Below are 14,512 nucleotides of genomic sequence, written 5' to 3'. Positions count from 1 at the left end.
AAAGACCTGACATGAGCCTGTACCTGAACTTCCTGCACACCACGGTGCGGTTCGACGTGGCCGAGGACGCCGAGGCCGTCTTCGAGCCCGTCCGCCGCTTCTTCCGGCACCTGATCTCCACGGAGCCCGCCGCCCCGACAACCTTCCGGATCGACGTGCGGGCCTACGACCCGGACACCGACGTCGACCCCGAGGTCTGGGCGCTGCCCCTGTCCGTCGTCCGACGCAGCAACGCCGCCGAGTTCAACTTCGACGCGCACATCGTGGACGGCGGCGGCCGCCGCCAGTACATCAACCGCGCGACGCTGCTCGACGCCCCCGCGGACACCGCCAAGGACAACACCTTCGCGGTCCGCCTCACCGAGAAGTCCACGGTCCAGATCCTCGACTTCGTACGCGATCTCGTGATCCGGCACGAAGAGAACCTGGGCACCGTCGTCCTGCACGCCTCGGGCCTGCACCGGGACGGCGAAGCCGTGATCATCGCCGGTCCCAAGGGCGCGGGCAAGACCACCACGCTGCTCTCGGCCCTGCGCCGGCCCGGCTGGCAGTACTTCACCGGCGACAAGCTGTTCTGCACCGTCGAGGACGGCGAGATCCTCGTCCACCCGTGGCGCGACTACCCGTACGTGGGCGTCGGCACCATCCGGGCCGACGCACGCCTGGAGCAGCTGGTCCGCGACGGCGTCGACGCACAGGTCGACACGTACGAGCCGGGCCACAAGATCCTCATGGACCCGGATGTCTTCGAGTCCTGGCTCGGCGCGGAGTTCACGGCCGAGCCCAAGCGGCTGGCCGCACTGCTGCTGCCCGAGGTCAAGCCCGGAGAGCCGCTGACCGTCCGGCACCTGACCGACGGAAACGAGCGCTGGGCCCACCTGAACAAGATCGTGGACCGCCAGGTCGACACGACCTTCTTCACCTGGCAGTCCTACCTGGTGCCCGACTACACGGAGTTCTACCGCTCGCTGGCCGAACTGCGCACCGTACTGGATTCCGTGGACATGGTCCGGCTGCGCGGAACCCTCGACATCGACCCGGACGCCGTCCTCGGCCGCCGCCCCGCGCGACCCGCGGACAGCGGCGACACCGCCGCCGCGACCGCCACGACCGCCACGACCGCCGTGCAGGAGAACCGACGATGACGACCGAAAGCCGCCGCCCCCTGCGGATATCCGTCGTCGGCCTGGCCGGCGCGGGCAAGTCCACCTGCGCGACCCTGATCGAGGAGTTCGCCCGGGACAAGGGTCTGACGCATGCCCGGGTCAAGCTCGCCAAGCCGCTGTACGACCTCCAGGAGCACGTGTACCGCACCGCGGGCGGCTCCCTCCACGCCGGGGCCCAGGACCAGATCCTGATGGAGGCGCTCGCCGACGCGATGCGCCGGATCCGGCCCGACTCCCTCGCCGCCGACTTCGTCGCCCGGCTCTCCTCGGTCGACGCGGACCTCGTCGTCAACGACGACCTGCGCGACCCGCACGTCGACGCTCCGGCGCTGCGCGGACACGGATTCAAGGTGCTGCGCATCACCTGTGACGAGGAGCTGCGCCAGGTGCGGCTGGCCGGCCGCGGCGACCCCTCGCGCGCGGACCGCTCGACCCGGGAGATCGACCGGATCGAACCCGATGCCGTGATCGACAACGGAGCGGGCCTGGACGAGTACCGGTCCGCCGTCAACCAACTGCTGGGGAGCTGGCTGTGATTCTGAGCGGACCCGAGATCCTGTCCGAAGTACGGGCCGGACGCATCCACATCGACGACTTCGACGCCGAGCGCATCGAGCCCAACAGCTACGGCTTCCGGCTCGCCGACGACATCCTCTGGTACGAGCAGGACGTCATCGACTGCTTCGAGCCGCCCAAGGCCGAGCACCTGAAGATGGGCCCCGAGGGCATGGTCCTCGAACCGGGCCGCTTCTACCTCGGCGGCACCATGGAGGCGATGGGCAGCCCCCACTACGCCGCCACCCTCTACGCCTGCCGGTCCGCCTCGACGCTCGGCATCTGGATCCAGTTCTCCGCCCCGCTCGGACACAGCGGAGCGGTCTTCCCCTGGACGCTGGAGATGAAGGTCGCCCACCCGGTGCGGGTGTACCCCGGCATGATGATCGGCAAGCTCGCCTTCTGGTCCATGCAGGGTGAGGCCGTCGGTTACGACGGCAAGTACACGGGCTCCTCCTCGGCCGTGGCATCCCGCTTCAGTCTGGACGCCCGTGTCGCAGATTGATCTCTTCCGCATACTGGCGGCGCTCGCCCTGCTCCTGGCCGCCGCGCACCTGACCGGTCGGCTCTTCGCCAGGTTCCGGCAGCCCCCGGTGATCGGCGAGATCCTCGGCGGCCTGCTCCTGGGGCCCACCGTGCTGGGCCAGCTCCTCCCGGAGGCGCAGCACTGGCTGTTCCCCGGCAAGGGCCCGGCAGCCTCCGGGCTGGCGCTGGTCTCCCAACTCGGCATGTTGCTGCTGATGTTCACGGCGGGCATGGAGATGCGTACCGTCTTCTCCCGCAAGGACGGCCGGTCCGTCGCCGTGATCGCGCTGGCGGGCATGGCCGTGCCCTTTGTGCTCGGCCTGCTCATGGTCAAGGTGATCGACACCGGGGACGTGCTGGGCCCGGCCGGCAGCGTGCCGGCCCTGACCCTGGTCATCGCCTGCGCCATCGCCGTCACCAGCATCCCGGTGATCTCACGGATCATGCTGGACCTGGGCATCATCCGGACCCGCTTCGCGCGGATCGTGCTGTCGGTCGCCGTCCTGGAGGACATCGTCCTCAACGTGATCCTGTCCGTGGCGCTGGGCATGGTCGCGGGCGGCAAGGAGGGCGGCTTCGGCCTCGCCCACACCCTCGGCGTCACCTCGGCCAACGGCGCGGCGGCCTACCACTCCGTGGCATCGGTGGCCTTCTTCGCCCTGATGGTGCTGGCGGCCGCGGCGCTGCGGCGCCGTCCGGGCGCGGCCACCGGCGCCGCCGCGGCGGACCGGCCCGCGGCCCGGGTCGCCCTGCGGATGGCCGTCATCCTCGCGGTCTCCGCGAGCTGCGTCTTCCTCGGCGTCGCGCCCATGTTCGGCGCGTTCGTCGTGGGTCTGCTGTCCGGCATGACCGGGAAGGACCCGCGGAGCGGGTCCCTCGGCAACCTCCGGGGATTCGCGTCGGGGTTCTTCATTCCGCTGTACTTCGGACTCGTCGGCTTCAAACTCGACCTCGTCCATTCCCTGGACCTCGGGTTCACCGTGGGATTCATCCTGGTGGCCTGCGCGGCGAAGGCGGCCAGCGTCTACGCCGGGGCGCGGCTGGCCAAGCGGCCCAAGCCCGAGTCCCTCGACCTCGCCGTCGCGCTGAACGCGCGCGGAGGGCCGGGCATCGTGCTCGCCACGGTGTCCTTCGACGCGGGGATCGTCAACGCCTCGCTCTTCACGACCCTGGTGCTCACCGCCATCGTCACCTCGCAGATCGCCGGCTGGTGGCTCGAGCGGGCCGTGGCCCGCGGGGCCTTCTCCCGCGACGGCGACGGCGACGGCGACAGTGACGGCGATGCCGGGGCCGACGCGGGCAACCAGGACCGGCAGCCCGACCCGCTCACACAGCCCGCACCGCCGGTGACCGCCGCCACGGGCTGAGCGCCGTCCGGGGGATCCGCCGCGCCGCGCGTCTCCACAGCCCCCTTCACCTTTCCACCCTCGCGACCACGGGAGCCCCCTCTTGGCGAAGCCGCCCGCTGCTTTTCGAAGCAGCACAGCCATGACGACCAAGCACATCTTCGTCACCGGGGGTGTCGCTTCCTCCCTCGGCAAGGGCCTGACGGCCTCCAGCCTGGGTGCGCTGCTGAAGGCGCGTGGTCTTCGGGTCACGATGCAGAAGCTCGACCCGTACCTGAACGTCGACCCCGGCACGATGAACCCGTTCCAGCACGGCGAGGTGTTCGTCACCAACGACGGTGCCGAGACCGACCTGGACATCGGTCACTACGAGCGCTTCCTCGACGTCGATCTCGACGGCTCGGCCAACGTCACCACCGGCCAGGTCTACTCGCAGGTCATCGCCAAGGAGCGGCGCGGCGAGTACCTCGGTGACACCGTGCAGGTCATCCCGCACATCACCAACGAGATCAAGCACCGCATCCGCCGCATGGCGACCGACGACGTCGACGTCGTCATCACCGAGGTCGGCGGCACCGTCGGCGACATCGAGTCGCTTCCGTTCCTGGAGACCGTCCGTCAGGTCCGCCACGAGGTCGGCCGCGACAACGTCTTCGTCGTGCACATCTCGCTGCTGCCCTACATCGGCCCCTCCGGCGAGCTGAAGACCAAGCCGACCCAGCACTCGGTGGCGGCGCTGCGCAACATCGGCATCCAGCCCGACGCGATCGTGCTGCGCGCCGACCGCGAGGTCCCGACCTCCATCAAGCGCAAGATCTCGCTGATGTGCGACGTCGACGAGGAGGCCGTGGTCGCCGCGATCGACGCCAAGTCGATCTACGACATCCCCAAGGTGCTGCACACCGAGGGCCTGGACGCGTACGTCGTGCGCAAGCTCGACCTGCCCTTCCGCGACGTCAACTGGACCGTCTGGGAGGACCTCCTGGACCGGGTCCACAACCCCGACCACGAGGTCAAGGTCGCGCTCGTCGGCAAGTACATCGACCTGCCGGACGCCTACCTGTCGGTGACCGAGGCGCTGCGCGCCGGCGGTTTCGCCAACAAGGCCCGCGTCCAGATCAAGTGGGTCACCTCCGACGACTGCAAGACCCCGGCGGGTGCCGCCGCGCAGCTGGCCGACGTGGACGCGATCTGTGTGCCCGGCGGCTTCGGCGACCGTGGTGTCAACGGCAAGGTCGGCGCGATCACCTACGCCCGCGAGAACAAGATCCCGCTGCTCGGCCTGTGCCTGGGCCTGCAGTGCGTGGTCATCGAGGCCGCGCGCAACCTGGCGGGCATCGAGGACGCGAACTCCACCGAGTTCGACGCCTCCACCCCGAACCCGGTGATCTCCACGATGGAGGAGCAGCTCGCCTTCGTCGAGGGCGCGGGCGACCTGGGCGGCACCATGCGCCTGGGCATGTACCCGGCGAAGCTCGCCGAGGGCTCCATCGTGCGCGAGGTCTACGGCGACCAGGCGTACGTGGACGAGCGCCACCGCCACCGCTACGAGGTCAACAACGCCTACCGCGAGGAGCTGGAGCTGAAAGCAGGCCTCGTCTTCTCGGGCACCTCCCCGGACAACAAGCTCGTCGAGTACGTCGAGTACCCGCGCGAGGTCCACCCCTACCTGGTGGCCACCCAGGCCCACCCGGAGCTGCGCTCGCGCCCCACGCGCCCGCACCCGCTCTTCGCCGGCCTGATCAAGGCCGCCGTCGAACGCATCACCTCCACTCCCTCCGTGGTCACCCCCGCTCAGCAGTGAAGGAACCCCACATGAACACCTCCCAGGAACCGCGTCCCGTCGTCGCCATCGTCGACGCCTTCTCCACCGCGAGCCATCTCGCGCCGCTCTTCCACGCCCAGGGCTACGACTGCCTGCACGTGCAGAGCCTGGAGCAGCCGCCCGCCGTCTTCGGCGCGTCCTTCAGGGCGCAGGACTTCCTCGGCACGGTCGTCCACCGCGGCGACATCGCCGAAACGCTGGCCGCCATCGCCCCGTACGTCCCGGTCGCGCTGCTGGCCGGCGCTGAGATCGGCGTCGAACTGGCCGACGTACTCAGCGAGTCCCTGCGCCTGCGGACCAACGGAACCGCGCTGAGCACCGCGCGGCGGGACAAGTTCCGGATGGTGGAGACGGTCAAGGCCGCCGGGGTTCCCGCCGCCGACCAGATCCTCGCCACCGATCTGGACACCCTGCTGGCCTGGTACGGGGACACCGACCGGACCGTGGTGCTCAAGCCGGTCCGCAGCGCGCTCAACGACGGGGTGTTCTTCTGCGGCACCGCGGAGGAGGTCCGCACCGCCTTCGAGTCGCTCGTCGGGGCCGACAGCGCGCTCGGGCTGCGCAACGACGCCGTGGTCGCCCAGGAGTACCTGGTGGGGGCCGAGTACTACGTCAACACGGTCAGCCTCGACGGCAAGCACTACGTGTGTGACCTGTGGAAGACCCAGCACCTCGGGGTCAACGGGGTGCGCGACCTGCTCGGCGGTTCGGCGCTGATGGTCCGCCGCGGCCCCGAGCAGGACCTGCTCGCCGAGTACGCCTTCTCGGTACTCGACGCGCTCGGGATCAAGAACGGCCCGGCGCACACCGAGCTGAAGCTGACCCCCGAGGGCCCCCGGCTGGTCGAGACCGGAGCCAGGGTCTGTGGCGCCATGCTCCCGCTGCTCACCCGGGCGGCGACCGGCGAGAGCCAGTTGGAGTGGACGGTGCTGGCCTACACCGATCCGGAGGCCTTCGAAGCCCGCCTGCACGCCGATTCCGCCGACTACGAGGTCGTCCGGCACGCGGTCTGCGTCAACATGATCGCGCCGGAGGGCGGGAAACTCGTCGGCTACCCGAAGCTGTCGGATCTGCGCGCCCTGGAGAGCTTCCACGACGTGCTCGTGAAGGTGAGGCCGGGCGAGGAGCTGGCGCGGACGGTCAACGACCTCACCTACCCGCTCCTGGTCCACCTGCTCCACGAGGTGGAGGGCGTGGTCACGCACGACTACATGACCGCCCGGTACCTGGACGGCGAGGGCTTCTACGATGTCGCCTAGCCGCCGCCTCGCCCTGGCCGCCGGACCGCTGCTGGTCCTCGGCTACTGCGTCATCAACTCCACCAAGTCGGTCTTCGAAGGCGCCCTCGTCCAGGACCTGTCGCCGGAGTTCATCGCCTTCAACTCCTTCGTCGTCGCCCAGGTCTTCTACTTCTTCACCCTGCGCGACAAGACGGCGCTGAAGGCCGTGGTCCGCCGGTGCCTGCCGGACGTGATCATGCTGAACGTCTCCACCGCCGTCTGCTGGATCGCGGTGCTGTACGCCTTCACCGTCTTCGAGCCGGCCATGGCCAACTCGATGATCATCGGGCTGGGTCCCACCATCACCATCGTCCTCGGATTCAAGCTCCGCCCCGGGACGAAGGCGCTGCCGCTGGAACTGGTCGCGGCCGGGGCGATGCTGGCCGCCATGGGCTACCTCCTGGCCATGGCGTCCAGCGGCTCGTCGGCCATCGGGGACCTGCCGACCGGAGAGCTGGTGTTCGGGGTCGTGGCCTGCGTGCTCACCTCGACCTCGCTGTCCGGAGTCACCTACTACACCAAGCGGCTGGGCGACGCGGGCATGTCGGTCCGGCAGATGATGGCCTCCCGCTTCTTCGCCCTGATCGTGGCGACCCTCGCCATCCTCCTCGTCCGCGGCAGCTTCGAGGCGTACTCCCCGGGCAACGTGGGAGCGATCCTCGCGATCAGCGTCGTGGGAGTGATCATTTCGCTGTACCTGCTCCAGCAGGGCATCGTCCGGACCGAGCCCATCACCGTCTCGATGCTCTTCGGGACCAACCTGGTGATCACGTACGTGGTCCAGTTCCTCGACCCGCGGCTGCACCAGTCCCAGCACACCCTCATCGGGATCCTGGTGCTGTCCGCCGCGATGTGCGTGGGGACGTGGGCGCGCTGGCACGCGGGGAGGTCGGCACCGGCCGCGGTCGCGGACGCGGACCCGGGTACGGGCACGGTCGCGGACCCGGGCACGGACCCGGCCGCGGACCCGGATTCCGTCACGGACCGGGAGGGGAGCCGGACATGACCGTACTGGCCCACCTGAGCGATCTGCACGTGGACGGCACCCCCGAGAGCGCGGAGCGCACCCGGCGAGTGGTGGCCCACCTCACCGGGCTCCCCGGCACGGTCGACGCCGTCCTGATCACCGGGGACATCGTCGACCGGGGGACGGAGGAGGAGTACCGCCAGGCCCGCGAGCTCCTCGCCCCGCTCCGCGCGCGCCACCCCGTCCTGATGTGCCCGGGCAACCACGACTCCCGCCCCGAGTTCCGCGAGGTGCTGCTCGGCGGATCAGCCGGAGGGGGGCCGGTCAACGAGGTCCACGAGATCGGCGGCGTACGGATACTGCTGTGCGACTCCTCGATCCCCGGCAAGTCCGAGGGTTCGCTCGAACCGGAAACACTGCGCTGGCTGGACGACACCCTCGCGGCCGCCCCTGACCGGCCGGCCTTCGTCGCCCTCCACCACCCGCCCGTGGAACTCGGCCTGCCGTACATCGACCGGATCGGCCTGCTGGAGCCGGAGCGGCTGGCCGAGGTCCTCGGACGCCACGGGCAGGTTGCCGCCGTGCTCTGCGGTCACGCGCACACAGCCGCCGCCACGACCTTCGCCGGGCTGCCGCTGCTGTGCGCCCCGGGGGTCGCGTCGACGGCGCTGATGCCCTGGGAACAGGGCCCCCAGCAGTCCTGGAAGACGTATGGCAGTCCGCCGTCCCTCACCTTCCACCTGTACCTCGACGGCCGGCTGACGAGCCACGTCCGGTCCGTATGAGCCCACGGCCTCAGGGCCACAGGAGGTGGTGGGTCCAGGGGGTGGTGGGGGTGCGGGTGTACTGGAGGCGGGTGTGGAGGCGGGCTGCGTCTCCCTGGAAGAACTCGATCTCCGTGGGGGAGAGGACGTACCGGGTCCACGTCGGCGCCGGGGCGTCCGGCTCCGCACCCGCCCGCTCCCAGGACTTGGCCGCCGCGGCGGCCAGCTCCTCCCGGGAGGCCAGTACCTCGCTCTGCCGGCCCGTCAGTGCCGCCGCCAGCGCCCCGCGCGTGCGGGCCGCCAGGTCGGCCCGGCTCTCCGTCGCGTCGCAGGCGGTGACCCGTCCCCGGATGCGGATCTGGCGGGCCACCGCCGGCCAGTAGAAGCCCAGCGCCGCCGCCGGCTGCCCGGCCAGCTGACGGCCCTTCGTGCTGGTGGAGTGCGAGGCGAAGTGCAGGCCGCGCTCGTCGGCGTCGTGCAGCATGAGCGTCCGTACGTCGGGCCGCCCGTCCGCGTCCACCGTCGCCAGGCTCATCGTGTGCGGCTCGGGCTGCCCCGCCTTGGCGGCGTGCGTGAACCACTCCCGGAACAGCTCGAGCGGGTCGGCCGGTGCGGTGGCCGTGTCGAAGGACGGCAGCGGGCCGTCCCAGACGCGCAGGGAGTGCAGGGTGGTGTGGAAGTCGCTCACGTCGCTCACGTCGCTCACGTCGGTCGTCATTCCTCAATCGAACACCACGCGGCCGTGGCGGCACCACGGGAATGCCGAACGGGGGCGCCCCGGCCGACCTGTTCGGTCGGGCGGAGCGCCCCCGTGGGCGTCCGGATGTGTCAGCAGGACGCAAGGGATGTCAGGGCGTCACGACATCAGTCGAGGACGTCCGGGATGGGCTCGGTGGCGCTGCGCTTGAGCGTCGACGTGGTGGCCGGGCCGACGGCCCAGTCGATGATCTTCATCGCGTCCGCGTAGCGCTCCTCGTCCTTCAGCAGGACGCCGATGACCGTCTTGCCGTTACGGGTCGCCGAGTAGACGATGCACTTGCCCGCGACCGAGCCGGTGCCGGTCTTGACGCCGATGGCGCCCGGGACCGCGTACCCGTCGGGACGGGGAAGGATCAGCAGGTTCGTGTTCTTCCACGTGGCGAGATGGGAGGTGCCGCCACTGCTGTACGAGGTGGTCTTGACGAGCGACTTGAAGGTCGTGCCCTTCATCGCGGCGCGGGTGAGCTTCGCGAGGTCGCGTGCGGTGGTGAGGTTGGCGCCGGTCGGCGAGATGCCGTCGAAGGTGTCGTAGGTGGTGTTGGCCATGCCGAGCGTCTTCGCCTTGGCGTTCATCTTCGCGATGAAGTCCTTGACGCGGGCCGACCTGGTCGAGCCCGAGCCGAAGGTGTCGGCGAGCGCGTAGGCGGCGTCGCAGCCCGAGGGCAGCATCAGCGCGTACAGCAGCTGGCGGACGGTCGGAGTGGCACCGAGCTTCAGCTGGGCCGAGCTCCCGCCCTGCACGTAGACGTAGTCCAGGTAAGCCTGCTGGACCGTGACCTTCTTGTTCAGGTCGAGGCCCGACGACGTGAGGACGACGTAGGCCGTCATGATCTTCGTGGTGCTGGCGCCCTGGCGCTTGGTGTCGCCGTACTTGGAGGAGAGCGTGTTCCCCGTGACGCCGTCCATGACGAAGGACGAGGCGGCGGAGGTCGCGGGTCCGGAGGCGGCCTCGGCCGGTGCTCCGACCGCGATGAGGGCGCCCGTGGCGACGGTGATGGCGAGAGCGGCGCGAGAACGCCGCAGCAGGTTCGATATCAAGTCAGTTCCCGTGATGGCTGGAGGTTCCCCGAGGGGGTTGTGGGCGCCTGGGCGCCCCGACCCCTCCGGGAGCTTACGCAGCCGCACCGACAAGGAGTCAGTCCCGTCCGAGAATGATGGTGCCCGACGAGCAGAACCAGCCGCCCGTGCCCGAGGCGATGGCCACCTGTGGGAGGGTTCCGCCGCGTTTGCGCACTTGGCCCTCGCCCGCCTCGCCGCGGAGTTGGCGTACCGCCTCGACGAGCAGGAACAGGCCGCGCATGCCGGGATGGCAGGCGGAGAGTCCGCCGCCGTCCGTATTGACCGGGAATTCGCCGTCCCTCAGCAGGCGGCCCTTCTCCACGAATGCGCCGCCCTCGCCCTTGGCGCAGAAGCCGAGGTCCTCCAGGGTGACCAGGGTCATATAGGTGAAGGCGTCGTAGATTTCGGCCAGATCGACATCTGCCGGGGTGAGCCCGGCGCGGGCGAAGGCCTGGCGGCCGGAGACCGCCGCGGGGGAGACGGTGAAGTCCTCCCACTCCGACATCGTGGTGTGCGAGACGGCGGTGCCGGAGCCGAGGATCCACACGGGCTCCTTGGCCGTGTCCGGTACGTAGTCCTCCGCGGCCAGCAGGACCGCGCAGCCGCCGTCCGATCGGATGCAGCAGTTCAGCTTCGTGAAGGGGTCGGCGATCATCCCGGAGGACAGGACGTCGTCGACCGTGATGGGGTCGCGGAACATCGCGTCGGGGTTGGTGGCGGCGTTCGCCCGCGCCTGCACCGCCACCTCGGCGAGCTGCTCCAGCGTCGTGCCGTACTCGTGCATGTGGCGGCGCGCGGCCATCGCGTACTTGGAGACCAGCGTGTGCCCGTACGGGACCTCGAACTGGAGGGGTCCGCGGGCGCCGAAGGAGAGGTTCGACGTGCGGCGGCGGGCCTTGATGTCGGCGCGCGCGGTGGATCCGTAGACGAGGAGGACCGCGTTGGCGTGGCCGGCCGCGATGGCGTCGGCGGCGTGGGCGGCCATGACCTCCCAGGTGGAGCCGCCGACCGAGGTGGAGTCGACCCAGGTGGGGCGCAGGCCCAGGTACTCGGCGACCTCCACGGGCGCCAGGATGCCGAGGCCGGCCGAGGCGAAGCCGTCGATCACCGACCGGTCCAGGCCGGAGTCGGCCAGGGCGCGGCGGGCGGCCTGCGCGTGCAGGGCGTACGGGGTGGGGCCGTCCACCCGGCCGCAGTCCGATAGGGCGACGCCGACGACGGCGACCCGGCGGGGCCGGGCCTGACGGCCGGCATGGGCGGTGGCGGTGGCGGAGGCGGAGGGGGCCGCGGAGAGGGGTCCAGGCATGACCCGACGGTACAACTGACGAACCGTCAGATGCTAGAGGGTCGGCCGGAGACCGCGGGGTGGGGCGGTGGGGGCGAGTTCCGGTACGCCCTACACCTCCGGCTCCCAGGCGCTCAGCCGGTCGAGGATGCGCTGGTCGCCCTCGATCTTCAGGGAGTTGAACGGGATGCGGCCGTACAGGACGAGGACCAGCTCGCCGGCCGTGCCCCGGGCGGAGACGTCGGCGGTGTCCGCGCATGCGTCCGGGGCCTGGTCCGCGTCCTGGTCCGCGTCCGCGTCCTGGCGGGCGGCAATGCCGGTGCCGGTGCCGGTGCCGGTGCCGGTGCCGGTGCCGGTGCCCGTGCCGCTGCCCGGCAGGGTGCCCGGCCCGGGAAGGCGGGCGGTCCGGGCGCCCTCGGCGGAGAGGGTGAGGCGCCAGGAGGCGCCCTCGGAGGCGTGGAAGTCGACGGCGGCGGGCTCGTGCGGCCAGGCTTCGGTGGTGGCGACACAGGTGTGCAGGAACTCTTCGACGCCGTCGAGCGCCACCTCGTCCGGCAGCGCCGGCGCGGCGCCAACGGTGATCTGGGCGTCGTACGTGTGCACCGCGACCTGCTGGAGCTGGTGCCGGGCCACGGCGCCGGTGGTGGGGGGCGACTGCGACGCCCCCCACCACGTCCAGCAGCCCCGGTCCGGGCCGGCCTTCCGCAGGGCGTCCAGCAGGTGCTGCGTGGACTCCGCCAGCCAGGCGATCAGGGCCTCGCGCTCCCGGGGTGCGGTCGCGTCGCCCTGTGCCGCGGACTTGGCCGGGGCGGGGCCCGCGGCGACGGTGGCGGCCCAGGCGCGGCGCCCCTCACCGATGTGCTCCGCCAGGTCGAACAGCGTCCACTCGGGGCAGGTCGGCACCTGTGCGTCGAGGTCGGGCGCGGCGGCGATGGCGGCACGGAACGCGGTGGACCGCTCGTCGATCAGGCGCAGCAGGGCGGGGAATTCGAGTGTCGTCGTCACACCGACTCTCTATCACCGCCTTCCGGTCGGCGGACAGCGATTTTCGCGGCCGCGGCGGGCCGCAGCTGGCCCGTAACAGCCTCCAGGCGGCGGCCCGTTGCGATCGAAGCCCTGCGGGCCGTGCCGCCGCCGCCCCCTGCACCCCCCGGCGATCGGCTTCGGAACGGTCCGCCCCCTGTGCTTATGGCGCCGCCCGCCCTAACATGACGGCCCGTCAGATACGGGGAGGAGCCCGACGATGGATGCCGCCTTCACCGCGGAGCAGGACGAGATACGGCGTACCCTGCGCGAGATCCTGGGCAAACGCTGCGGCCCGGACGAGGTCAAGGCCGCCGTCCGCACCGACGCCGGACACGACCACGAGCTGTGGCAGCAGCTCGCCCGGCAGCTCGGGCTGCCGGGCATCGCCGTGGCCGAGGAGTACGGGGGCGTCGGCTGCACCCCCGCCGACCTGGCCCTGGCCTGCGAGGAGACCGGGCGGGTGCTGCTGCCCTCGCCGCTGCTGGCCACCGCCGTGCTCGCCGTGCCGCTGGTCACCGCCCTGGGGACCGGCGCCCAGCGCTCCGCCCTGCTCCCGCCGCTCGCGGCGGGCGGGCTCACCGCCGCGCTCGCCGTACCCGGCCCCGCCCTGGCCACCGCCCTCGCGCTGACCGGGGACAACGCCCCGGGCGAATGGGCCGGGGGCGGCCGGGCCGGCGGGGTGCAGGCCCGCGCCGTGGACGGCGGCTGGCGGCTGTACGGGGAGGTCGCCCAGGTGCTCGACGGGCACAGCGCCTCGCTGCTGCTGGTCGCCGCGCACACGGGAGGCTTCGCCCGCAGTCGCACCCTGCTGTTCCTCGTACGGGAGGACGCGCCAGGCCTCGTACGGGCGCGGCAGACCACCCTGGACGAGACCCGCCCGCAGGGGCGGATCCAACTGCGCGATGTTGAAGCCGAGTTGCTCGGCGGCGAGGACGTCGACGTGGCCGGAGCCCTCGCCGCCACCGGACGCGGCGCCGCCGCCGTCCTGGCCGCCGAGGCGGTGGGCGCGGCCGGGCAGGCGCTCGCCCGCACCGTGGAGTACGTCCAGCAGCGCGAGCAGTTCGGCCGGGCCATCGGCTCGTTCCAGGCGGTGAAGCACCGCCTCGCCGACCTCTACGTACGGGTCCAGGCGGCCCGCTCGGCCGCCTACTACGCGGCCTGGGACCCGGAGCAGGGCGGACTCGCCCTGGCCCAGGCCCTGGAAGCGCTGCGGATCACCGCCGGCGAGGCCATCCAGCTGCACGGCGGCATCGGCTTCACCTGGGAGCACGACGCGCACCTCTACTTCAAGCGGGCGGCGGCCGACGAACTGCTCTTCGGCCCCGTCCACCGGCTGCGCGCCCACGCCGCGGACGCGGCAGGGCTGTTCGCCCCCCTCGCACCCGCACCCGCGGCCGTACCCGCCCCCGCCCCCGCCCCCGCCCCACGGAACGAGAAGGTGGCCGTCTGATGGCGCCCGGAGTCAAGCTGATGCAGAAGGTCTCCTCGACCATGCTGTTCGCCAAGATCGCACCGCACTTCATCCCCGCCATGGACAAGGCGGTGCACAAGCTGACCCGCGGCAAGGTCATCCTCAGCGCCCAGATGCTCCCCGGCGTGATCCTCACCGCCAAGGGCGCCAAGACCGGCGAACCGCGCACCACCCCGCTCGCGTGCATGCCGGAGCAGGACGGGGCGAGCTGGGTGCTGATCGGCTCGAACTTCGGCCGCCCCGGCCACCCGGCGTGGACCGGGAACCTGCTCAAGAATCCTGACGCGGACGTGAGTTGGAAGGGTCAGGACATCGCCGTACGCGCCCGCCTGCTGGCGGGTGAGGAGCGCGCGGCGGCGTGGCAGGCGGTGCTGAAGTTCTGGCCGCCGTACGCGGCGTACCAGGCGCGCATCGAGCGCGAGATCCGGTTGTTCCGCCTGGAGCGTCGCTGATCACGGCGGAAGTCCCGTAAGGAAGGCGCGGC

14 protein-coding genes are annotated in these 14,512 nt (G+C 71.3%); 10 read left to right on the top strand and 4 right to left on the bottom strand.

The annotated features are described in order from the left end of the window. Positions 1 to 11 precede the first annotated feature (11 nt). From MTF69_RS30005 to MTF69_RS29970, 8 genes are all read left to right on the top strand, one after another. Complete coding sequence (locus MTF69_RS30005; protein ID WP_243339320.1) at positions 12 to 1,145, top strand: hypothetical protein; 1,134 nt, start codon at positions 12 to 14, stop codon at positions 1,143 to 1,145. Beyond that, positions 1,142 to 1,702: a hypothetical protein gene (locus MTF69_RS30000; RefSeq protein WP_243339319.1), complete on the top strand. Its 561-nt coding sequence runs from the start codon at positions 1,142 to 1,144 to the stop codon at positions 1,700 to 1,702. The genes MTF69_RS30005 and MTF69_RS30000 overlap by 4 nt, the downstream gene beginning before the upstream one ends. Next, positions 1,699 to 2,226 carry a deoxycytidine triphosphate deaminase gene (locus MTF69_RS29995; RefSeq protein ID WP_243339318.1) on the top strand — a complete coding sequence of 176 codons (528 nt, stop codon included), beginning with the start codon at positions 1,699 to 1,701 and terminating at the stop codon, positions 2,224 to 2,226. The genes MTF69_RS30000 and MTF69_RS29995 overlap by 4 nt, the downstream gene beginning before the upstream one ends. After that, on the top strand, positions 2,213 to 3,613 hold the full coding sequence (locus MTF69_RS29990) for a cation:proton antiporter (protein WP_243339317.1): 1,401 nt from the start codon (positions 2,213 to 2,215) through the stop codon (positions 3,611 to 3,613). Before MTF69_RS29995 ends, MTF69_RS29990 begins: the two co-directional genes overlap by 14 nt. Before the next feature lie 121 nt (positions 3,614 to 3,734). Then, complete coding sequence (locus MTF69_RS29985; RefSeq protein WP_243339316.1) at positions 3,735 to 5,396, top strand: CTP synthase; 1,662 nt, start codon at positions 3,735 to 3,737, stop codon at positions 5,394 to 5,396. A gap of 11 nt (positions 5,397 to 5,407) precedes the next feature. Further along, the gene (locus MTF69_RS29980; protein ID WP_243339315.1) at positions 5,408 to 6,676 is read left to right on the top strand and encodes an ATP-grasp domain-containing protein; all 1,269 of its coding nucleotides are present in this window, start codon (positions 5,408 to 5,410) and stop codon (positions 6,674 to 6,676) included. Beyond that, entirely contained in the window at positions 6,666 to 7,703 is a 1,038-nt protein-coding gene (locus tag MTF69_RS29975) for an EamA family transporter (protein WP_243339314.1), read from the top strand. Before MTF69_RS29980 ends, MTF69_RS29975 begins: the two co-directional genes overlap by 11 nt. Then, positions 7,700 to 8,449: a phosphodiesterase gene (locus tag MTF69_RS29970; RefSeq protein ID WP_243339313.1), complete on the top strand. Its 750-nt coding sequence runs from the start codon at positions 7,700 to 7,702 to the stop codon at positions 8,447 to 8,449. The genes MTF69_RS29975 and MTF69_RS29970 overlap by 4 nt, the downstream gene beginning before the upstream one ends. A gap of 10 nt (positions 8,450 to 8,459) precedes the next feature. On the opposite strand, the gene MTF69_RS29965 is transcribed toward MTF69_RS29970, so the two are convergent. From MTF69_RS29965 to MTF69_RS29950, 4 genes are all read right to left on the bottom strand, one after another. Next, positions 8,460 to 9,146: a pyridoxal 5'-phosphate synthase gene (locus MTF69_RS29965; RefSeq protein ID WP_243339312.1), complete on the bottom strand. Its 687-nt coding sequence runs from the start codon at positions 9,144 to 9,146 to the stop codon at positions 8,460 to 8,462. Positions 9,147 to 9,292: 146 nt separating this feature from the next. Beyond that, on the bottom strand, positions 9,293 to 10,225 hold the full coding sequence (locus MTF69_RS29960) for a D-alanyl-D-alanine carboxypeptidase family protein (RefSeq protein WP_243339311.1): 933 nt from the start codon (positions 10,223 to 10,225) through the stop codon (positions 9,293 to 9,295). Positions 10,226 to 10,322: 97 nt separating this feature from the next. Continuing rightward, the gene (locus MTF69_RS29955; protein ID WP_243339310.1) at positions 10,323 to 11,552 is read right to left on the bottom strand and encodes an acetyl-CoA acetyltransferase; all 1,230 of its coding nucleotides are present in this window, start codon (positions 11,550 to 11,552) and stop codon (positions 10,323 to 10,325) included. A 90-nt stretch (positions 11,553 to 11,642) separates the two neighbouring features. Continuing rightward, positions 11,643 to 12,536, bottom strand: coding sequence for a maleylpyruvate isomerase N-terminal domain-containing protein (locus MTF69_RS29950; RefSeq protein WP_243339309.1), 894 nt, complete (start codon positions 12,534 to 12,536; stop codon positions 11,643 to 11,645). Positions 12,537 to 12,774: 238 nt separating this feature from the next. Between MTF69_RS29950 and MTF69_RS29945 the strand changes: the two genes are divergently transcribed. Together MTF69_RS29945 and MTF69_RS29940 are read left to right on the top strand one after the other, a co-directional pair. After that, positions 12,775 to 14,007 (top strand): acyl-CoA dehydrogenase family protein, encoded by a 1,233-nt coding sequence (locus MTF69_RS29945; protein ID WP_243339308.1) that lies wholly within the window; start codon positions 12,775 to 12,777, stop codon positions 14,005 to 14,007. Then, a complete protein-coding gene (locus MTF69_RS29940; protein ID WP_243339307.1) occupies positions 14,007 to 14,480 on the top strand; it encodes a nitroreductase family deazaflavin-dependent oxidoreductase in 474 nt (157 codons plus the stop codon). Before MTF69_RS29945 ends, MTF69_RS29940 begins: the two co-directional genes overlap by 1 nt. The last annotated feature ends 32 nt before the right edge of the window (positions 14,481 to 14,512 follow it).

The organism is Streptomyces sp. AP-93 (assembly GCF_022808175.1).
Classification (GTDB): Bacteria; Actinomycetota; Actinomycetes; order Streptomycetales; family Streptomycetaceae; genus Streptomyces.
The sequence above is the reverse complement of the archived record's forward strand: the minus strand, read 5'-3'. Positions and strand labels throughout refer to the sequence as shown.

What these genes read in the sequence shown, in the direction of transcription:
- MTF69_RS29980 (WP_243339315.1), top strand. Translation starts at nt 5,408, where the DNA reads ATGAACACCTCCCAGGAACCGCGTCCCGTCGTCGCCATCGTCGACGCC.
- MTF69_RS29970 (WP_243339313.1), top strand. Translation starts at nt 7,700, where the DNA reads ATGACCGTACTGGCCCACCTGAGCGATCTGCACGTGGACGGCACCCCC.
- MTF69_RS29975 (WP_243339314.1), top strand. Translation starts at nt 6,666, where the DNA reads ATGTCGCCTAGCCGCCGCCTCGCCCTGGCCGCCGGACCGCTGCTGGTC.
- MTF69_RS29955 (WP_243339310.1), bottom strand. Translation starts at nt 11,552, where the DNA reads ATGCCTGGACCCCTCTCCGCGGCCCCCTCCGCCTCCGCCACCGCCACC.
- MTF69_RS29985 (WP_243339316.1), top strand. Translation starts at nt 3,735, where the DNA reads ATGACGACCAAGCACATCTTCGTCACCGGGGGTGTCGCTTCCTCCCTC.
- MTF69_RS30000 (WP_243339319.1), top strand. Translation starts at nt 1,142, where the DNA reads ATGACGACCGAAAGCCGCCGCCCCCTGCGGATATCCGTCGTCGGCCTG.
- MTF69_RS29940 (WP_243339307.1), top strand. Translation starts at nt 14,007, where the DNA reads ATGGCGCCCGGAGTCAAGCTGATGCAGAAGGTCTCCTCGACCATGCTG.
- MTF69_RS29965 (WP_243339312.1), bottom strand. Translation starts at nt 9,146, where the DNA reads ATGACGACCGACGTGAGCGACGTGAGCGACGTGAGCGACTTCCACACC.
- MTF69_RS29945 (WP_243339308.1), top strand. Translation starts at nt 12,775, where the DNA reads ATGGATGCCGCCTTCACCGCGGAGCAGGACGAGATACGGCGTACCCTG.
- MTF69_RS30005 (WP_243339320.1), top strand. Translation starts at nt 12, where the DNA reads ATGAGCCTGTACCTGAACTTCCTGCACACCACGGTGCGGTTCGACGTG.